The organism is Salinibacter sp. (genome assembly GCF_042218895.1).
Classification (GTDB): Bacteria; Bacteroidota; Rhodothermia; order Rhodothermales; family Salinibacteraceae; genus Salinibacter.
On sequence record NZ_JBDGQQ010000169.1, the window covers coordinates 25,996 to 45,083 of the forward strand.

At 64.0% G+C, this 19,088-nt stretch carries 15 protein-coding genes and 1 tRNA gene; 10 read left to right on the top strand and 6 right to left on the bottom strand.

What is annotated here, in order from left to right; all coding sequences use genetic code 11:
* Positions 1-18 precede the first annotated feature (18 nt).
* The 3 genes from ABEL04_RS13980 to ABEL04_RS13990 form a co-directional block, all read right to left on the bottom strand.
* Positions 19-981, bottom strand: coding sequence for a calcium/sodium antiporter (locus tag ABEL04_RS13980; protein WP_375803012.1), 963 nt, complete (start codon positions 979-981; stop codon positions 19-21).
* An 81-nt stretch (positions 982-1,062) separates the two neighbouring features.
* Complete coding sequence (locus ABEL04_RS13985) at positions 1,063-1,863, bottom strand: cytidine deaminase (protein ID WP_375803013.1); 801 nt, start codon at positions 1,861-1,863, stop codon at positions 1,063-1,065.
* A gap of 754 nt (positions 1,864-2,617) precedes the next feature.
* Positions 2,618-3,319: a DUF4339 domain-containing protein gene (locus ABEL04_RS13990; protein WP_375803014.1), complete on the bottom strand. Its 702-nt coding sequence runs from the start codon at positions 3,317-3,319 to the stop codon at positions 2,618-2,620.
* 742 nt (positions 3,320-4,061) lie between these two features.
* Between ABEL04_RS13990 and ABEL04_RS13995 the strand changes: the two genes are divergently transcribed.
* The 6 genes from ABEL04_RS13995 to ligA all read left to right on the top strand — a co-directional run bounded on the left by ABEL04_RS13995 (position 4,062) and on the right by ligA (position 10,747).
* Positions 4,062-4,147 (top strand) — tRNA-Leu (locus tag ABEL04_RS13995).
* 36 nt (positions 4,148-4,183) lie between these two features.
* Positions 4,184-4,417 carry a universal stress protein gene (locus ABEL04_RS14000; RefSeq protein WP_375803026.1) on the top strand — a complete coding sequence of 78 codons (234 nt, stop codon included), beginning with the start codon at positions 4,184-4,186 and terminating at the stop codon, positions 4,415-4,417.
* 594 nt (positions 4,418-5,011) lie between these two features.
* Positions 5,012-6,277 (top strand): hypothetical protein, encoded by a 1,266-nt coding sequence (locus ABEL04_RS14005; RefSeq protein WP_375803015.1) that lies wholly within the window; start codon positions 5,012-5,014, stop codon positions 6,275-6,277.
* A 119-nt stretch (positions 6,278-6,396) separates the two neighbouring features.
* Positions 6,397-7,023: a YceI family protein gene (locus ABEL04_RS14010; RefSeq protein WP_375803016.1), complete on the top strand. Its 627-nt coding sequence runs from the start codon at positions 6,397-6,399 to the stop codon at positions 7,021-7,023.
* A gap of 218 nt (positions 7,024-7,241) precedes the next feature.
* A complete protein-coding gene (locus ABEL04_RS14015) occupies positions 7,242-7,907 on the top strand; it encodes a YceI family protein (RefSeq protein ID WP_375803017.1) in 666 nt (221 codons plus the stop codon).
* A 770-nt stretch (positions 7,908-8,677) separates the two neighbouring features.
* The gene (gene ligA / locus ABEL04_RS14020; RefSeq protein WP_375803018.1) at positions 8,678-10,747 is read left to right on the top strand and encodes an NAD-dependent DNA ligase LigA; all 2,070 of its coding nucleotides are present in this window, start codon (positions 8,678-8,680) and stop codon (positions 10,745-10,747) included.
* A 496-nt stretch (positions 10,748-11,243) separates the two neighbouring features.
* Here ligA and ABEL04_RS14025 read toward each other — a convergent pair whose 3' ends face one another.
* Positions 11,244-11,447 carry a hypothetical protein gene (locus tag ABEL04_RS14025; RefSeq protein ID WP_375803019.1) on the bottom strand — a complete coding sequence of 68 codons (204 nt, stop codon included), beginning with the start codon at positions 11,445-11,447 and terminating at the stop codon, positions 11,244-11,246.
* 238 nt (positions 11,448-11,685) lie between these two features.
* On the opposite strand from ABEL04_RS14025, the gene ABEL04_RS14030 reads away from it, so the two are divergent.
* Together ABEL04_RS14030 and ABEL04_RS14035 are read left to right on the top strand one after the other, a co-directional pair.
* Positions 11,686-12,408, top strand: coding sequence for an alanyl-tRNA editing protein (locus ABEL04_RS14030; RefSeq protein ID WP_375803020.1), 723 nt, complete (start codon positions 11,686-11,688; stop codon positions 12,406-12,408).
* Positions 12,409-12,505: 97 nt separating this feature from the next.
* A complete protein-coding gene (locus ABEL04_RS14035) occupies positions 12,506-13,291 on the top strand; it encodes a GHMP kinase (protein ID WP_375803021.1) in 786 nt (261 codons plus the stop codon).
* Positions 13,292-13,328: 37 nt separating this feature from the next.
* Here ABEL04_RS14035 and ABEL04_RS14040 read toward each other — a convergent pair whose 3' ends face one another.
* Positions 13,329-14,519 (bottom strand): hypothetical protein, encoded by a 1,191-nt coding sequence (locus ABEL04_RS14040; RefSeq protein ID WP_375803022.1) that lies wholly within the window; start codon positions 14,517-14,519, stop codon positions 13,329-13,331.
* Positions 14,520-15,214: 695 nt separating this feature from the next.
* On the opposite strand from ABEL04_RS14040, the gene ABEL04_RS14045 reads away from it, so the two are divergent.
* Positions 15,215-17,317: an acylase gene (locus ABEL04_RS14045; RefSeq protein WP_375803023.1), complete on the top strand. Its 2,103-nt coding sequence runs from the start codon at positions 15,215-15,217 to the stop codon at positions 17,315-17,317.
* 131 nt (positions 17,318-17,448) lie between these two features.
* Positions 17,449-17,943, top strand: coding sequence for a hypothetical protein (locus tag ABEL04_RS14050; protein ID WP_375803024.1), 495 nt, complete (start codon positions 17,449-17,451; stop codon positions 17,941-17,943).
* Positions 17,944-18,270: 327 nt separating this feature from the next.
* On the opposite strand, the gene ABEL04_RS14055 is transcribed toward ABEL04_RS14050, so the two are convergent.
* The gene (locus ABEL04_RS14055; protein WP_375803025.1) at positions 18,271-18,738 is read right to left on the bottom strand and encodes a hypothetical protein; all 468 of its coding nucleotides are present in this window, start codon (positions 18,736-18,738) and stop codon (positions 18,271-18,273) included.
* Between the last annotated feature and the right edge of the window lie 350 nt (positions 18,739-19,088).

Here is a 19,088-nt window from a genome sequence, read left to right on the forward strand (position 1 = left end):
CCAGAACAGCAACGGCGATCACACATGCGGTAGGACGAGATACGTCATGTACCCGATGAACGCCGTAAGCATGAGCCCTCCTTTCCATCGGGAAATGCGGTAGGTCGTCCAGGTAAGAGGCAGGAGGAGCACGCAGAATCCAAGCATGACCGGAAAATGAATCGCGAGCGTGTTGGGGGCCACCGGAATGGGATCGGCGATGGATAGGGTGCCGACGACAAAGAGAACGTTTAGGATGTTGCTTCCCATTACGTTCCCGACCGACAGGTCGGATTCGTTCCGAAGAGCCCCTACCATTGACGCTGCAAGTTCCGGGAGGCTGGTGCCCACCGCTACGATCGTGAGTCCGATCACGACGCGCTCAACACCCATGATTTTGGCGATGGACACGGCGTTGACGACCATCAGGCGGGCACCCAGGGCGAGTCCGGCGATCCCACCGATCAGATACACCCCCTTCATCATTCCAGACATTGTCGGATCGGCGGTTTGCAGGTCCTCCTCTACATCCTCGAGGATGGCGGATTGCGTAGTCCGGCGCGCGTCATAGAACACGTAGGCCGCTAGGCCTGCCAGTACAAGGACCATGAGGACCCCGTCGCCGCTGCTGACAATACCGTCCAGGGCAACTATGTAGAATAGGGCCATCGTCCCTAGCATCGCCGGATATTCGCGTCTCAAGATGGCCGGGGTAACCACCATCGGGAGGGCCAGCGCAGACGTACCCAGGATGAGGGCCACGTTGGAGATGTTGGACCCGATGATGTTGCCGATCGCCAGGGACGACGCCTCTTCGAAGAGCGCGAAGAAGTTGACCAGGAACTCCGGCATGGAGGTTCCAAGGGCAACGACGGTAAGTCCCACCACAACGGGACGAATACCGTACTGCAGAGCAATGCTCGACGCTCCCTGTACCAATCCCTCGGCCCCGAGATACAGCACTAGGAGCCCGACGAAGAAGAGAAGAACGTGGAGGACCATGCGGGAGAGCGCGCGTCAGTCGCCAACCGGAGAGTGTGGAGGGGGGCCCTGCGCTCGTAGGAGCAGGCTGGGACACCGCTGCTATTCGTCGAGCAGTGCCTGCCCGCGGAACGACCCTGGCAGCAACGCCGATACAGTGGCGCGCTCAGGGGAAGCACTATGCCGATCCATCCAAAGCGTCGTGTCAGGGGCGAGTTCCACCAGGAGCTGCCGACAAGCGCCACAGGGGGTCCCGTCCGGGTCCTCAGAGCAAGTGAGGAAGAGGTGATGGGGGGCCGGAAGGGCGTACGACTGCACGGTTCCCAGGGCGTTGCGCTCAGCGCAGAGGATGCGGGCCCAGTCCGGGTGCTCCACGTTGACGCCCGGCACGAGACGGCCGTCGTCGCATTCGAGGACGGCGCCCACGGCATACTCGGAGGCTGGGACGTAGGCCCGTTGGGCCATACGCCGCGCCGCGTCAATCCCGTCCGATGGATCGTCGAGAGTCGCCCCGAGAACCGGCGAGAGCAGACTGTCCAGGGCAGGCAGCGCTCCGTCGCCGCCCCGCCCGCCTCGCAGCCAAGCATCGTCGGCCACTGCCTCGTAAGGGTCCTGCGCCAGCGTCTCAACGTACAGCGCCTCCTCGCGGCGGAAGGAGCGCGACAGGACGAAGGCCGCGACTGCGTCGACCACCCCCAGGGCCACAGCGGTAGTGTACGCGTTGAGCAGGGCCGGGAGCGTAAGCGAGTACGACGCGCTCTCCACACGAACCCCGGGAATCCACCGACCGTCGTCAAGAAGGAGCACGGCCGCCGTCGGCGTGCCTGAAAAGGGAACGTGAGCGCGAGCCGTACACTGTTGAGCCCGCTCGCGCAGCGGCGCAAGGACCGGGTCAGAAGCCATGACCACCGGGGAATTTTAGCGTGTGAAAATCGGGGCTCGCGTCAATCGGTGGGGCCGGGCGGAGGTTCCCAGATTTGGGCCCGGACCATGGGGGGAAGGGCGGCACAGAATGCGTAGGGATGGGAGAGAGGGACGCGTCGGGGACGGGAAGGCCGGGGGCCGTCTGTGGGCTTGAGGGCATCTTCCCGCGTGTGCAGCCTGATTGGTTCGAGCGCGAGCAAGGAGAGACAGGCTGCGAGAGGGAGGGTATCCACCAGCGTATCCACGGGCCCGAGGGGCTGCGAGCCGGGAGAAGTCGGCTCAGATACCGAAAAATGTCAAGGCGTTCCTATCGAGCACGAGTTCCAAAGCCCTCCGAGTTGCCTTCCAGGAAGCCGACACGCAGAGGCTCGTAGCGACGCCCGACCGCCCCCGGCGACAGAGAGCACACCTTGCACCGTTCTGACCCCATCGTGTCGGCTCGAAAATGAATCGTTGCCGGAAGACGAGGAAGGATAGATTTTCCGTAACCCCCTAACGTTCAACCCTTTAACGCTGCAGCGTTTGGCGTCCCGAACGCGCCCAAGGGGGTAGATCCTGCTGCCCCCGCCGACATCTTCCACTGAAATCCGTGTTGGGAGACGCCCCCGACTGGTTCCGCCGAGCCCCCGAAAAATCGCTGAGCGCTTTGACAAGCTTCCAAAATGCCTTTACGGACTGGTCTCCGTCGAGGGCAACCCAGCTTTAAGCGTAATGATTTTCGGTGGCCTCGGCGTCACCGGGCCCCAGCTTGCGACCGTCCCTCTTTCCTCAAATCCTCGCTCTCGCGTGAGTTGAAGCCGGATACCAGCGTCAAAATACCCACTGCAAGTATGGAAGCGCCTATTGAAAGGACGAAGAATCCCTTCCCGGTTACGGTTCCTCCATAGCTCTGAAAGTACATCAGTACAAGAAAGGCCGCAAAAAGTGAAGACTGTGCTGAAGAAGAGTAGGTTACCTGGTCATATTTTAAGTCTCCCCTAAAGTAGTTGTATATCAAGAAAGAGATCCATCCCCCCAAAGGAAGAGCGACGAGAAAGCAACCCAAGACTGCCACGCCCGCTGTGTTTTCGGGAAGGCCCTCTACTACAGAAAAAAAGACGCCCAATCCTCCCAAAAACAGGTCTATCAGTGCACACAGCAAGAGTCCTCCCGCAAACACCTTTGATGAAACTGAGGCCCCTCCTGCTCGGGGTAGGGAAGACGTCTGGTCCTCGACATCGGACGTGCCGGGGGGAGGAGACTTGCTTTTGACGAATCCATCCACAGAGCCAATTTCTCGCCAGCCGTCCATTCCCTCTGCGTGAACGAGATCCTTAGGATCCAAGTCGCCGTTCCTCACCAATTCCTTAAGCTGGTTCCAATCGACGGGTCCGTTCCGCCCGTCGGAGTCTCGTTTCGACCAATACCATTTTGCGTCCGAGGTCGGGTCGGTCATTTCGCTGTCCACGGCTAGAATAACGTTCTGGGTTGGGCCCGAGTGCGGCTTGAGTCTGGGGGTTCCACGCCCGTTATCTGATGAGCAAAAGACGTGCGACGGATAGCGAAGGCGTCTGAACCGGCCTCTGGGGCCCTGAAGACACCACGGCAGCCCCGATTTTACAGCGCGAAGTGTCCTCCAGATGGTCACCGTCTGTTGAGCGGGCCGAGAGAAGTGTAGTTGTTACTCAACTGGGGCATAGATTCGACGGGACTCAGTCCCTTCCCGGCGCCGCGACACCGATAGTGCCTCAGATCCTGAGATTGCTTCGGGGGCGGTGGGGGCCTGCCGGAACGCTCTCCGTTCTCGAGGGCTTTCCGGTACCAAAGAGGGCAAACCCTGAGCGGAAATGGTTCGCGAGCCACTGTGCCCAACCTAACGCGATTCCGGCCCCTGCTCGTGCCTCGGTGGGAGGACGCCTGCTCCCGGTGGAGCGAACTCCCGTCGGCTCCTCCGGCTGTGCGCTCCGTGGTTCGAAAAGCGCTTCTCGGCTACAGGAGGAGGGTAAACCGGTTCGCCCGATTTACGACCGATGAGCCCGAACTACACCACCGCGTGCCTAGAAGCTAGAGGAGGAGGGAGGCGCCAGTCCAGCACGCAGTGCCTACCTCAAAAAGGGAGGCGCGTACCTCTGGTGCACGCCTGCCTCCGTTTGAACCCACAGGCATGAAGCGCCGTTCAGCCATGACAGATGTCCCCTGCCGGGGTGGCGGAAGTGGCAGACGCAACGGACTTAAAATCCGTTGGGCCTTGTGGCCCGTGTGGGTTCGAGTCCCACCCCCGGCACCGCCTAAACGGTCCAAGACGACCCTGAAGCTGGGTGTGCCCGCCGGGGTCCACACGCGGCCTGGAGACACCTCCTTGGCAAGCCCGGAGTTTGTCGAGTGGGAGGACATCGACTCCGTAGTAATCCCGACCCGCGGCCGGACTGGCCGCACGCGCTTCTTTCCAGGTAGGGGCGCGGAAAAGACCGGGCGGTATGTCGACCGCCCGGTCCTCACGGTCCGAGCCTCCGGGGGACGCTCGTGTCACACGAAGCTCAGGGAGAGCGTGTGACGGAAACGTAGGCTCCATGCGTTTCCGGAGTAACCGTCCGCGGATAACAGCGCCCACCGATCCCTTTCTCTCCGACGTGCTCGGTTCTACGCGTCGTCTTGACCGAGTGCCCTGTCCGACCGATGAATCTGAGTGCGCCGAAGGGGTCTCCCCTACGCACTGTCCTCGCCGACCAGTTCAGGGCGCCCCTGCGCATCGTTCCTGAGGAGGAGGTAGAGCGTCGCGGTGATGAGGATCACAGGGGCACGGCTCTTCAGGGAAGTGCACGGGACTGACTGGACGACCCCCTCGGACAAGCCCACACGTCCGAAATCGTTGTGCCACGGCTGCCTTGGTGGCCGAAGCTCGGCCTACTCGCCGGACCGGGACCGAGGCTTTGAGCGTTCGTGGGGGATGTCCCTACCCCTTTTGAAGGCGAGGACCCACCCGTCGGAGAAAGAATGCCGGGGCTGGACGTCGGGAAAGAACGGTCAAACCGTCCTCCTTCGCGATGCCACATTGGAGGCGCAGCGAATCGGAGGCTGCTTTGCGACAGGCTACACGCCTCGATTCGGTTGCGACCCGCCGTTCGTCGAATCAATTCCCTCGGCCGATATGACTCTGCTTTCGCGTACACTACGACTCGTTGCATTTCTGCTCATCGCGCTGGGCCTAGTGGGGACGTCCTTCGCTCAGAACCTCATTCAGTACGATCGTCCCGCAGGCCAGCAGGGCGTAAACACGTTCGAACCTCCGAAACGGGACACTGCGGAGTACAACGGCTTCGAGATAGCTATCGGGGGGGCCTTCACCCAGCAGTTGCAGGCCATCCATCACAGCAGTACAGGGGCGGACCTTCCCGAGATTGGAAGAGGCTTTAATCTGGCCACGGCAAACCTCGACCTTGACGCACAGCTTGCCGATGGCATTCGGGTGCACGTCCGGAGCTATCTATCGTCTCGCCACCACCCAGAGGCCTACGTGAAAGGAGGGTACTTGCAGCTCAACGAATTGCCCTTCGACAATCCTGCCCTCAGTAGCCTGATGGAAGACCTTACGATCCGGGCCGGCCACTTCATGCCCAACTACGGAGATACTCACTTCCGCCGCACGGACAACGCGGACGCTATTCACAACCCGTTTGTCGGGAACAATGTCCTCGACGCCTTCACCACGGAGGTCGGGGCGGAGGCGATCTACGAGTCCGAAGGCTTCTTGCTCGTGGGCGGCTTCGGCGGTGAGCTCGACCCCACGGTCAGAAGTCCCGACGAGCGCGCTCCGTCCTTCCACGGGAAGGTGGGCTACGACCAGAAGTTCGGAGAGTCTCTCCGAGTCCGCCTGACAGGATCCGTGTACTACACCAAGTCCTCGCTGGCCACCCACCTGCACTCGGGAGACCGCGCTGGGTCTCGGTACTACGACGTCGTTGGTGGGGGGGACTGGTCGGGGCGCATGCGCAGTGGATTTGGCGACCAGGTCACTTCCTTCATGGTCAACCCGTTCGTGAGGGTTGGAGGGATAGAGGTCTTCGGCACGATCGAACGCGTGAGCGGACGCAAGGTCGGTGGTCAGGGCGACGGGAGCCTAGAGCAATACGCCGTGGAAGTCATTTACCGCTTCGCCGGCAATGACCTCTTCGTAGGTGCCCGATACAACACGGCCAGCGGCGATCTTGACCTTAGCGCCTACAATGAGCCAGCCAATTGGACCGGGGGCAACACAGTCGACCGGTGGCAGGCGAGTGCTGGCTGGTTCTTGACGGAAAATATTCAAATGAAGGCCGAGTACGTGACGCAGTCGTACGAGGGCTATCCCAGTGGTTCCGTTTACGAAGGCGCGGAGTTTGACGGTCTCGTCCTTGAGGCTGTTGTCTCCTTCTAGCCCCCCTGGCCCCCACAAGAGGGCACCGAGGGGGGCCGGTCGTTCCCTACGGCCTGGGCGTCACAGTCCGGCCCGCTTACGACCGGCGGCATCTTTTCACATTAGACCGACAACATACCATGGTTCGCTTTCTCGTCCTTTTTCTTGCGGGAGGGCTTCTGTCCTTCCCCGGAACGGCCGAACCGGCCCCTCACCCCGCAGACTCAACCACTGCCTACCAGTTCGACAATGCGAAAAGCAGCATGACAGTCTACGGCACCTCAAATGTCCGTGACTGGACCATGGATGTGATCCAGATCACTGGATCCGTCCGGGTCGGGGCCGTAAACAAGAGACTTCCATCGATCCAGAAGGTCCGGACGGAGATCCCGGTCCGGAAGCTGGTGTCGGATAAAGATCGGCTTCAACGGCATGCCCACGATGCGCTGAAGAAGAAAAAACACCCAACGATCTCGTTTACTTCTTCGAATATTCAGGTGGCAAACGCCGAGGCTGATTCTTTTTCCGTCGTTGCCGATGGGGACCTGACCATTGCGGGAGAAACGCGCTCGATTGAACTGACCGCAACGGGCACCCAGCAGCAAGACGGCACACTCGTCATCAGCGGGGACCATAGGTTGAAGCTGACCACCTACGATGTGGAGCGTCCCTCACTGCTGTTCGGCGCTATCAAGGTGAGCGACCCGGTGCGGATCGGTTTTCGGGTCGTTTTGGCACCCTCCTCACAGGAATCGGCAACAGAGTGAGGCGCGAGGATGCAAGCGTCAAACCCGGGGCAGGACGGGACACTCGCGACCAGACCATGGACCCCGCTCTGCGTCGTGCACACGGCCTCACACCCGGGGAGGATCTATTCATGTACTGATGTCGCACGCTCCGCAAAGGCATGGAGGCACCTGTAACAGTCAGATCCCCCCTCACTTCACTGATCGGAGGGCTCCGCCGTGGACGGTTCTTCTTCGTGATGGTGTGCATTGTCGGCGGTCTGTCGCTGGCTGGATCCGCCCACTGGGCCTTGGGGCAAAACAATCAACTCACGGTACACTCCAAAAGTCGGTTTTGGATTCAAGGAGAAGCTACGACCCACGATTTTACCTGTCAGGTTCTCAGCGTGGACGGCTCCGCACGACTCCCCCCGACCCGGGACCCCATTTCGGCGTCCACGAGTGTGGAGGCTCCCGAAGTGCGCGTAACGGTCCCGGTGGAAGCCTTTGACTGTGGAAACCGGCGCATGACACGAGACTTGCAGGAAACCCTGAAGATGAAGGCGCATCCGAAAATCCGGTTCGAACTTGTGCACGCGTCGGTGGAAAAAAGGGACCCGGACGCCTCTGCGCAGTGGCGCACGATCGAGGCCCTCGGGGCGCTTACCATCGCCGGCACGAAACGGCTGATTCGCTTGCGGGCGAAGGGACAAGCTGTCGACAAAAACCACTTCCGGGTACGGGGCTGCAAACCGATCCGCATGTCGTACTTCGGCGTAGAGCCCCCCACCAAGGCGCTCGGCCTCATTCGCGTGAAGAACCGTGTTGAGGTTCAGTTCGATCTTCTGGCCCGTCCGAAAGGCACTAGTGGAGCTGCCCCTTTCGACACGCTCGCGCTCGGCTCGCCTCCCTCGTGCGAGAAGTAAAGAACCCTGGCTTCCGGGCTCTCTGCCTTCAAGGGCGATGGCTCGTTTCCGGCGGCCGAGGGGGCGACAATCAGCCAATCTCTCGATTTCGAGTCGAGAGAGACCCTCTTGCACGAACAATTTCGTGCTGATGAGAACTGGCCGGAAACTGGCTGCAACGCCATCGAGCTCGGGCTCGGACCCAGCGATAAATAACCACTCTGGCCTGAGCTCGGGGCTTGTAAGCAGGGGCTCGAAGTCCTCGTGGGGCGCCGCCGTCAGCTCGCCGACGCGAAGTTGGGAAAGCTGTCTTGAGCGGGCCAGGAAGGCCGCGGGGCCGAGCCCGAGCGAACACGTTCTGCGGGCGAGCGGATCAACGAGGTCGAGACCAGGCCCGGAAAGCTTATCGCAGAAAGCCCCCGTCTGGAAGGCAGACGGAGACCTTTCCTGCTCCGCTCCCGGGGCCGTAGAGGCAACCGCTTGGCCGGGAATGCGGAACGTGGAAGTGCGCTATACCGAGGGGGAGCGCGCCGACGCAGGGCAGACCCTCTACCCAGGCTCCCCAGATGGCAACCTTATCGTGCATTCAGCACAGTGAGAGGATCAAAGCGCTCTGCCGTCGGCTTCTAAAGAGGGGGAAGAAGGTTATCCTGATCGCCATGCCCCGAGAGCCCCTGGAGACTCTTCGTTGCCTTGCTTAAGAAGGGCCAGCCCCGGCAGCGGCCGGCCGCTCCCCCGCTGCCGCTTGCCGTTCACTACTCCTCCCGCTTCTCTTTTTCCGTAAACCGCCAATGCCCGACGTAGACCCGAAGCCCGACATCGACCTGGACACCCTTGACTCGGAGGGCGCGGCGGCCGCCGCCGAGCAGCTCCGCGAGACTCTCCGGTACCACAACTATCGCTACTACGTCCTCGACGATCCGGTGGTCTCCGACGCCGAGTACGACCACCTCTTTCGGCAGCTCCAGACCCTCGAAGACGAATACCCCGAGCTTCAGACGTCCGACTCTCCGACCCACCAGGTGGGCGGTACGGTGCGCGACGAGATGGACACTGTCGAGCACCCCACCCCCATGCTTAGCCTGAAGGCCGTCTACGAGGAGGAGGACGCGCGCAACTTCGACGAGACGTGCCGCGAAGAACTCGGCCGCGCGGCCGTAACCTACACCGCCGAGCCCAAGTTCGACGGGTTGGCCGTGGAGCTGATCTACGAGGACGGACAGCTGGTGCAAGGGTCCACCCGGGGGGACGGCGAGACGGGCGAGGAGATCACGGCCAACGTCAAGACCATCGAGGGCGTCCCCCTCCGCCTCCGCGACGACGAACGCCCCGTCCCCGACCGGCTCGTGGTGCGGGGCGAGGCGTACATGCGCAAGGATGAGTTCAACGACTTCAACCGGCGGCGCGAAGAGGCGGGGAAGGACCCCTTTGCCAACCCGCGCAATGCGGCCGCCGGGTCGCTCCGACAGCTCGACTCCACCATCACCGCGCGGCGGCCGCTCCGCATCTTCTTCTACGAGATTGCCGACGACGGACGCGATTTCGACACGCACGCCGAGGTGCTGAAGGCCCTGCCCGAGTGGGGCCTGCGCGTCTGCGAGGAGCACATTCGCCTCTGCGACGGCATCGACGAGGCGCTGAGCCACTACGAAGAGGTCGTCGGCGTGCGGGACGACCTGCCCTATGAGATCGACGGGCTCGTCATCAAGGTGAACGACTTTGCGGGGCACGAGACGCTCGGCGTGCGGGACCGGGACCCGCGCTGGGCCGTGGCCTACAAGTTTCCCCCGCGCCGCGCCACCACCACGATCGAGGACATCTTCGTGCAGGTGGGCCGCACGGGCCGCATCACGCCGGTCGCCAGGCTGGCGCCCGTGGAGGTGGGCGGCGTGGAGGTGGAGCGCGCCTCGCTCCACAACCAGAACGAGATCGACCGCAAAGACATCCGGATTGGCGACGCCGCGCTCATCGAGCGGGCCGGCGACGTGATCCCGCAGGTCGTGAAGGTGATCGAGGATGAGCGCGACGGGGCCGAAGAGACCTACCACATCCCGGACACCTGCCCGGTCTGCGGATCCGAGGTTGTGCTCAGCGAGGACAAGAAGCAGGCGTTCTGCACGGGGGGAATGACGTGTGAGGCCCAGTTTCGGGAGCGGCTGAAGCACTACGCCTCCCGTGAGGCGACGGACCTCGAAGGGTTGGGCGACAAGCGTGCCGAGCAGCTCATCGACGCGGGCCTCATCGAGCGCATCTCGGACCTGTACGAGATTGAAAAAGACGACCTCCTCCAGCTCGAACGCTACGCGGACAAGTCCGCTCAGAACCTGATCGACGAGATCGAGGCGAGCCTGGAGCAGGATTTCGACCGGTTCATCTATGCCCTTGGCATTCCCCTGGTTGGCTCCGCCACGGCGCGGCTGCTCGCCCAGAACTTCGCGTCCTTGGACGAGCTCATGGAGGCCACCGAGGACCAGTTGCGGGCCATCGAGGAAATTGGGCCCGAGGTCGCCCACAGCATCGTCACCTTCTTTGAGGACGACGCCAACCGGGCGGTGATCGGCGAAATTCAGGACGCGGGGCTGACGCTGAACAACCCCTACGTGGAGGACGAGGCGCCGCTGGAGGGCCTCACCTTCGTCTTCACCGGCAGCCTCGACGACTGGACGCGCAGCGAGGTGCAGCGGTTCGTGGAGCAGAATGGAGCGCGCGCCACCTCCAGCGTCAGTGGCAACACCGACTACGTGGTAGCGGGACCGGGCGCGGGCAGCAAGCGTGAGGACGCTGAAGACCGCGGGGTGCCGGTGCTCAACGAGGATGACTTTCACGACCTGCTCCGCGAACGGGGCGCCGAGCCGTCCTGAGCGACCGTTTCTCCCGTCCGGAGCCCCGGCCCGGGTGGCCGCGGCGTCCATGAGCGACCGTTCCCTTTCATCCTGTATCCGCGCGAAAGACCCGTGCAGCCACTGCCCTGCGCAGAACTGCTCCCGGCTAATCGCCCGAACTGTCTTGCTCGTCAATCCCGACAGGAGTCCCACCAAGATGCTCGGGGAGGCACGACAGCGCCTGCTCGTTTCGGAGCGCGGAGGCCGGCGCCCTGCCTCTCCGCAGCAGGGATGGAGGATTGGGATGATGACGACTCTCTACGAGTGACGAAGGGCATCCAGCTTCGCCGCGCACGACCCTTGTGCACCGTCCCACTCTGTTTCGGATTGCCGATTTCGGGGTTGGGGACTGCTCCGTCAGGTGCGTGGAACCTCCGCCCCGAGCGCCCTCTCGTCTTTCGAAGACAGGCTCCTGGCGATCTGCACCCCGAAATTCCAATTTCCGAACATGAAAACGTAAGCAGTGGGGCTCGCTCTACGTGTGCTCTTCGGAGTCGGACGCCCCTTCGTAGACGTATCCGAGCAGGTCGATTCCCTTTCCCAGTCCCACCAGGAGGGCCGCGATGGCGATGAGAGCCACGCCGAGAGGCGTCCGAATGTCATCGTTCGGGGCAATCAGGAGAAGAACGAGGCCTCCGAGGCCGGCCAGCAGGGCGAGGCGGGACGCAACGTTTTGCATCGGTGGGACTGCAAACAGGAAGAACAGCGGAGAGGGGTGGTCCGGAAAGAAAACCGGGCGTTGCCGCTCAGGTTGCGCGCCGCCGAACGACAGCCGTCCGGGCCGCCAGATGGCCGTGCTGGGCCGAAGGACGGAGGCAGGCGTCTAGAATCATTGGGGCTGCCCGCCGCGGAACGAAATGGCCGGTTGCGGGTGCGCCTGTCAGAAACACACTTGCGCATGCCGATCCACCTCGACTATGACCGACCTCCGATACCTCCCCGACAGCGACGACGTCACCACCTTCACGGCGACCGTCGAGACCGCTACCGACGACTACATCGTCCTCGACGGCACCTACTTCTACCCCGAAGGCGGCGGCCAGCCGGCCGATCAGGGGACACTCGAGTGGGAGGGAGGCGCGGCCGACGTGGTCGACGTCCAGAAGGCCCACGGCGACGTGCGCCACTTCGTCGAGAACGTAGAGGGCGATCTCCCAGCCGAGGGCGACGAGGCAACGGGCCACGTCGACGAAGAGCGGCGCCGGAACCACCGCCGGATGCACACCGCCCAGCACGTCGTGTCGAAGGTCGTGCTGGATGAGTTTGGGGCGCAGACGGCCGGCAACCAGATCCACGCCGACCGGTCCCGCATCGACTTCGAACCGGCCGACTTCTCCGACGACGACGTGGCTGCCATCGAGGAGCAGGTCAACGCCGTTATCGACAAGAACCTCTCGGTCGAGAAAAAGCAGATGCCTCGCGCGGAGGCGGAGGCGCAGACGCCGGAGGGCCGCGGCCTCCTCGATCTGATTCCCGACCACGTAGATCCGCTCCGCATGGTGGAGATCGGCGACCTCGATCTCTGCCCCTGTGGAGGCACCCACGTCGACCGTCTCGAGGAGGTAGGCCACATCCACGTCACCGATCGCACTTCCAAGGGGGCCGACGTGGACCGAATTGAATTTGAACTGGTGGACTGATCGAGAGCGGTCCGCCGTCAGCAATTCCCCAGGAATCCCCTGCGCGCGGCTGACATCTCCGAACCCGAATGCCCCCACGAGTGCCGACGGCCCCCGTATGCCGGTCACTGCTCACGCCCCTGGAAGCGTGACCATTGTCTTCGTGCCGCAGGATCGCGACGCCTCGCTCGGCGTGAGCTTCGCAACGGCCGGCGGGGCGACCGCGACCGTCGAGAAGGGAGGGGCAGAGGCGTCCGTTTCCCTGAATGGTCGACCCGTGCACATCGCGCCCGTGACAGGGGTTCTCGACCGCCTCGGCACGACGGCAACAGTTCGCCTGGAGACGGACGTCCCCATCGGCTGCGGGTTTGGGGTGAGTGGGGCGGCGACGCTTGCGACCGCGCTCGCGGTGAACGAGGTGCAGACCCTCGGCCACGACCGCGACGAGCTCGTGGAGGCCTCCCACCGCGCCGAGGTGGCGGCCGGGACGGGCCTCGGCGACGTGTTCGTTCAGGAGCGCGGCGGGCTCGTGTGGAACACTGGAGAGGGAGTCAAGCAGATCCCCCGCACCGATCGCATCGAGTACGCGACCTATGGCGGCATCACGACGGCGGACGTGATCGGCGACGACGAAACGATTGAGCGCGTGGGGAGGGTCGGACGGGAGGCGCTCGCGACCCTCGACCCCGAAGGCCCCCTCAGAGATCTCTTCGAGGCGTCATGGGCGTTTGCCGAGCGGACGGGCCTCGCCACCGAGCGCATCGCGGAGGACGTGAGGGAGGCCCGGCGCGCAGACGGGGCGGCGACGATGGCGATGCTCGGGGAGACGGTCGTGGCTGCGGGGACCGAGGGGCTTCTCGACCACGAGACGCGGATCACGCCGACTGGGGCAGAGCTCCGCTGACCCGATGCCGCGGACGAGCGCCTCTACGAACGGGGCCCTACTCTTGCGTCACCGTTACCGGCACCGTCGTCAGCACGCTGTCCTTCTCCGCCCACACGTATCGCAGTTCGTAGGTGCCTGGATTGCCGGGGGCAAACACTGAGGCGGGCGTCCCGGCCCGGCTCAGGGCGCGGCTCTCGTAGTCGGTGGCAGAGGCCTCCGGTGTGGCAACCGCGATGAAGTCGTCGGGGCCGTTCGGGCCAATCCAGGACACCTCGAACCCGGTGCCTGCCGCCACCGAGTCGGGAGCGCGGAGCCGAGCCTGCAGCGGCAGCACCACGAGCGGGGTCCGGGCGATGACGCGGTCGGACTGTGCCATGACGTAGCGCAGCTCGTACTGCCCCGGCCGCGTCGGCGTCCGGATCGACAACGGACTTCCGTTCCGGGTGTACGTGTAGTTGACGGAGGCGTCGTCCGGCGTGCCCTTCTCGGCGATGGCGATGTAGTCGTCCGGATTGTCGGGCCCCTCCCACTTGATCTCGACCGGGGTGTCCACCATCAGCGTGTCGGAGACGTCAAACGACGCCGAGACGCTGGTCACCTTCAGGGCCGATCGGGCGATGACGCGGTCGGACTGCGCCATGACGTAGCGCAGCTCGTAGGCGCCGGGCGTGTCGGGGGCCCGCACCGTCAGGGGACTGCCGTTCCGGGTGTACGTGTAGTTGATGGAGGCGTCGTCCGGCGTGCCCTTCTCGGCGATGGCGATGTAGTCGTCGGGATTGTCCGGGCCGCTCCACGAGATCTCAATCGGGGATCCAGCGCCGATCTCCGAGGGCACGTCGAGATTTGCCGACACCTCTTCCACGGTGAGGGGCGCGCGGGCGAGCACCTTGTCGTTCTTTTCCGCCACGTAGCGCACCTCATAGTCGCCGGGCGTGTCCGGCGGACGGATCGTGAGGGGGCTCCCCGTTCGGGTGTAGGTGTAGTTCACGTTGCTCCCGTCGTCCGCACCCTCTTTCGCAATCGAGATGTAGTCGTCGGAGTTGTCGGGGCCCTCCCACGTGACCTCGAAGGGGGATCCGGCCGACACGGCAGAGGGAAGTTCGAGACGAACGCCGTTGTTTTCGACAGTTTGCATGTTGGCACTGTCGCCTGAGGCGCTGTCGCTGGAGCCGTCGGATTCTCCACCACAGGCCACCAGTCCGACGACGAGAAGAACGCTGCATGCCGCGAGAGAGAAGAAACGCATTGTACGTTGGGGATCTGGACCAGAAAAGACGCGCAAGGAGGAAGACGTGACGGGGAGACTCATCCTGGAACGAAGTCATTCCGCAAGCAGGAATTGCCGGCTCCCGAGAGAACCGATTTCGGAAGCGACGACCCTGCAGACGTCCAGGAAGACGATAAAATCTCCCCCTCTCGTCAAATAGAAATAAAAAGACGTCCCAGAATGTCCAATCGGGATTCTTGGCTCATTTGTCTGCCTTTTCGTCCCCCCAAGCGAATGGAGGGGGGATGTCTCCGACGAGTCACCCCCTTCTTGAACCTCTCTCCCGACAGAACGGCTCCGCACGCTGCCCCACGTTTCCTCCTCGTCGAGCCGCCTTCCCGAGTCCGGCAGTCCCGCCGCGCCGTTGCTCACTGCCCGCACGACTGTCGTGGTGTCGCCGCGAACGGGCCTCATCACGAGCCAATGCGGAGTCTTCCTGGCCACATCCCCGAAGCTGAGGAATCTCCACTTCGTCGGGTGTCCGCTTGAGTCAGCCTTCCCCAGTTCCTTCGGTTGCCTGGGGGAGGCCCTCGACCTCCCGGCGACCAGCGCAGGGAAGATTTACGCAGCGGGTCGGTGGCAAACTCTTGAAATGTGGAGCGGAGGTGCCTATCATCGAGGAGCCCCCCTGCGGTCGGGCGCTTGGACTTCCTTTCAGTTGACCTCCCAGTCTCGTGCCTTCCTGCTGTTCTCCCTCGTCTTCCCGGCTCCTTGCTCTCCTCTTCAGCCTTGTGGTTCTCGGAGGCGTCACCGGGTGCGTTGACGGGCCGGAGCGCACCGAGATTCTCTGGGACACCTGGGGCGTGCCGCACGTCTACAGCCCGGATGCCGACTCGCTCATGTACGCCTTCGGGTGGGCACAGATGCGAGCGCATGGCAACCGCGTTCTGCGGCTCTACGGAGAAGCGCGCGGCCGGGCCGCTGAGTACTGGGGCCCGGAGCACCTCGACTCGGACCGGCGCATCCGAACGCTCGAACTGCCTGCGCTCGGCCGGCAGTGGGCCAACGATCAGAACGAGCCGTTTCGAGGATACCTGGAGGCCTTCGTAGACGGAATGAACGCGTACGCGAAGGCGCACCCCGACCGCCTTGACGACGCCCGCGAAGCGGTGCTTCCTGTCCGGCCGAGGGACGTTTTCGCCCACGTCCTACGCGCCGTCCACGTCAGCTTCGTCGCGCGGGGCGACCTGCAGCGCGCGCAGCGGTGGCGGCGCCGGGCCGGCTCGAACGCTTGGGCCATCGGCCCCTCGCGCAGCGCCAGTGGCAATGCAATGCTGCTCACCAACCCGCACCTGCCGTGGGGGGAGCAGTTTACGTGGTTCGAGGCCCAACTGGTGGGACCTGGGTTCGACGCGTACGGGGCGGCGCTCCTCGGCATGCCGTTCCCGGGCGTGGCGTTCAACCAGCATCTCGGCTGGACCCATACGGTCAACACCATCGACGCCTCGGACCTGTACCGCCTCCGCCTCGTGGACGGCGGCTACGCCTGGAACGGCGGCACGCGCCCCTTTAACACCGACACCACAGTTCTGAGGGCAAAGCGGGACGACGGCTCAATGCGGACCGACACGATGGTGGTGCGGCGGTCGGTGCACGGGCCCGTCGTGGCCCGGCGGGGCGACGAGGCACTGGCGCTCCGCATCGCAGGCCTCTCCCAGTCGGGCCTATTCGAGCAGTACTGGCGCATGCTCCAGGCCACCACGTTGTCGCAGTTCGAGGCGGCCCTCCGGCGCCTCCAGATGCCGATGTTCAACGTCGTCTACGCCGACGAGGACGGTCACATCCTGTACCACTTCGGCGGGCGGGTGCCGAAGCGTGACCGGGGAGACTGGGCGTACTGGCAGGGCGTGGTCCCGGGCGACACCTCTGCCACGCTCTGGAATTCCGTACATGCCTACGAGGAGCTTCCCCGCGTCGTCGACCCGCCGAGCGGATGGGTCCAAAACGCCAACGACCCGCCGTTTACGTCGACCTTCCCGCGACGAGTAGATCCCTCAGAGTTCCCGGATTACCTGGCGCCGCAGGTGCCGCGTCCGGCGGCACGAATGTTTCGGCCGCAGCGCTCCATCGGGATGGTGGCCGGGGACTCGTCGATCACGTTCGCGGAGCTGCAGGCGTACAAGAACGACACCCGGATGCTCGCCGCCGACCGGCTGCTCGACGACCTGCTGCCGGCGGTGCAGGAGCACGGCGATGATCGGGCGCAGCGCGCCGCCGAGGTGCTCGCCGACTGGGACCGGACGGCCGACGCCGAGAGTCAGGGGAGCGTGCTCTTTGCGTACTGGCTCCGTGGAATCATGGAAGACGAATCTCCCTTCGCCACCCCGTACCAACCCGGTGCCCCCCGCACGACGCCGGACAGCCTCGCGAATCCGAAGGCAGCGGTTCAGACCCTCGCGCAGGTCGCCCGGAAGGTCGAGAGCCGCCACGACTCGCTCGACGTGCCCTGGGGGGCCGTGCATCGCCTGGTGGGCCCGAACGGGTCGTACCCGGCCTCCGGCGGGAACGGGCTCTTTGGGCTCTTCCGCGTCCTCTGGTTCGGGGAGATGGAGCAGGGGCGACGGCGCGCGACGGGCGGCGACTCGTACGTGGCCCTCACCGAGTTTACCGAGGACGGCCCCCGGGCCCGGGCCGTCCTGCCCTACGGCAACGCGTCGCAGCCCGGCTCGCCGCACCGGGGCGACCAGTTGGAAATGTACGCGGAGAAGCGGATGCGGCCCGTGTGGCTGCACCGGGACAGCATTCGCGCCCACCTCGAACGGAGAACAACGTTCTGAGCGCCACGAAACAGGGGCGTGGGGGAAGAGGCGTCAATGGGGCGTGAATTAGAACGAAACCCGGGACGATCCCAGAAGCCTACGGATATCAATACACGCGTGTCTGGTCCACTGTCCCCCAACCACCCGTTATGCACTCTTTCGAAGATCGCCTCATCAAGCGCCTCGGCCTAGAGGCCCTGGACCGCCGCATCGCTGGCTGGATGCAGCGCAATGGACTCTTCGTCCTCCGCATCGGGCTGGCTGTGGTCTTCATCTGGTACGGCATCCTGAAGCCCTTCGGCATGAGCCCCGCCGCGGAGCTCGTGCGGCGCACGGTCTACTTCGTCCCGCCGGACCTGTTCATTCCCGTCCTGGGCTGGTGGGAGGTGGCCATCGGCGTGGGCCTTCTGTATCGTCCGCTCAACCGCACCGCGATTCTTCTGCTGTTTCTGCAGATGCCGGGCACGCTCCTCCCGCTCGTGCTGCTGCCGGAGGTCTGCTTCACGCACATTCCCTGGGGCCTTACGCTGGAAGGGCAGTATATCGTCAAAAACGCCGTCCTCATCGGCGCGGCCCTCGTGGTGGGCGGAACGGTTCGGGAGCGCGAAGCCTCCGAGAGTCACGCCGAGGTGTCCACCGAATGATCCCACCGTGCCTTCCTGAATGTCTGCCTCGCAGGGCACGACCGGCTCGCTCCCAGAGTGGCCTACTGGGGTCTCATCATGAGGCACCGCGCCGGGCTGCTCGCATGGCAGCGACACCATTGGCCACCTGATGGTACAGCTTCGAGGAAGTGGGGTATGACGAAGTGGCGCAAACCGGCTCCCTCCCCTCGGTGCAGGACGAGTACGGGGGGGACCAAAGTGTGCGCATCAGGGCTCAACACAAAACGCCTACCCTCCAGCCAAAGAGACACGCGCTGTTGCACTGCGATAGGGTGAGACGGACACCAGGGGTGTTCCGTCTTTCCGCTACTCGTCGGCACCGAAAATGGCGGCCCCAATCGTCCCGCCTATCGCTCCGACGATACAGTGCAAAGCGGCCACACCTACGATGGTTGCAACGGCCGCGACGATCGTCTTCGGGGAGGCTTCCTGCATCTGCGGGGCAACCCTCATCTGGCCCTGGGCCCCCAAATTGGCCATGCGCAGGGCCTGATTCAAAATGGTGGAAATCACAAGCCCTCCCGCTGCGGCTAGCGCACCGAGGACCGGCCCGAGGAACAGCTCTGCCCCCCCGGCCTCCAGCTTCGACCCGATGGAGGTTCCGGCCCGGCTTGTGTACCGCTGCACTGCCACGATGCCCCCGAAGATGGGCGCCGCAATCACTTCGAGAAGATTAAGGAAAACGAGGTGGTCGGGAACGAAGTCGAAGTAGGATGTGCCGAGGATACCGGCACCGACGGCACCGACGAGCACCGATTGCTGTCGAGGGGTCATGCGATTTGGGGGACTTCCTTGGGGGGCTTCCTGCGGCGAAGACGTTGGCTGTTCTGCAGCTACCGACATCCTGCAAGTTGCCTCGGCTCCCACCTGTTTCAGAAAGTAGCGGGGGCGTTCCACAGCGCGCGCCGAGGGGCGCATTTCTCCGAATCGTGTTTCTTCGGACGAAAGAACTGTCGGGACCCATCTTCGGCGAGCGGGTCCAACTGACCTGCGGGTGCTTCAGTGACCAGGTGGTTCGAGCGGGAATCGGCAGAGAGGAGAAACAGGAAGGGCCCGCCCCCAGATGGGAGCCCAGAATCCGAGATGGGGATAGAAAAATCCCCCTGAGTGCCGTATCTTCCAGG

Coding starts and splice junctions, on each gene's coding strand:
- ABEL04_RS14030 (WP_375803020.1), top strand. CDS start 11,686: ATGACCGACCTCCGATACCTCCCCGACAGCGACGACGTCACCACCTTC.
- ABEL04_RS13980 (WP_375803012.1), bottom strand. CDS start 981: ATGGTCCTCCACGTTCTTCTCTTCTTCGTCGGGCTCCTAGTGCTGTAT.
- ABEL04_RS14055 (WP_375803025.1), bottom strand. CDS start 18,738: ATGACCCCTCGACAGCAATCGGTGCTCGTCGGTGCCGTCGGTGCCGGT.
- ABEL04_RS13985 (WP_375803013.1), bottom strand. CDS start 1,863: ATGGCTTCTGACCCGGTCCTTGCGCCGCTGCGCGAGCGGGCTCAACAG.
- ABEL04_RS14025 (WP_375803019.1), bottom strand. CDS start 11,447: ATGCAAAACGTTGCGTCCCGCCTCGCCCTGCTGGCCGGCCTCGGAGGC.
- ABEL04_RS13990 (WP_375803014.1), bottom strand. CDS start 3,319: ATGACCGACCCGACCTCGGACGCAAAATGGTATTGGTCGAAACGAGAC.
- ABEL04_RS14050 (WP_375803024.1), top strand. CDS start 17,449: ATGCACTCTTTCGAAGATCGCCTCATCAAGCGCCTCGGCCTAGAGGCC.
- ABEL04_RS14040 (WP_375803022.1), bottom strand. CDS start 14,519: ATGCGTTTCTTCTCTCTCGCGGCATGCAGCGTTCTTCTCGTCGTCGGA.
- ABEL04_RS14035 (WP_375803021.1), top strand. CDS start 12,506: ATGCCGGTCACTGCTCACGCCCCTGGAAGCGTGACCATTGTCTTCGTG.
- ABEL04_RS14010 (WP_375803016.1), top strand. CDS start 6,397: ATGGTTCGCTTTCTCGTCCTTTTTCTTGCGGGAGGGCTTCTGTCCTTC.
- ABEL04_RS14015 (WP_375803017.1), top strand. CDS start 7,242: ATGGTGTGCATTGTCGGCGGTCTGTCGCTGGCTGGATCCGCCCACTGG.
- ABEL04_RS14005 (WP_375803015.1), top strand. CDS start 5,012: ATGACTCTGCTTTCGCGTACACTACGACTCGTTGCATTTCTGCTCATC.
- ligA (WP_375803018.1), top strand. CDS start 8,678: ATGCCCGACGTAGACCCGAAGCCCGACATCGACCTGGACACCCTTGAC.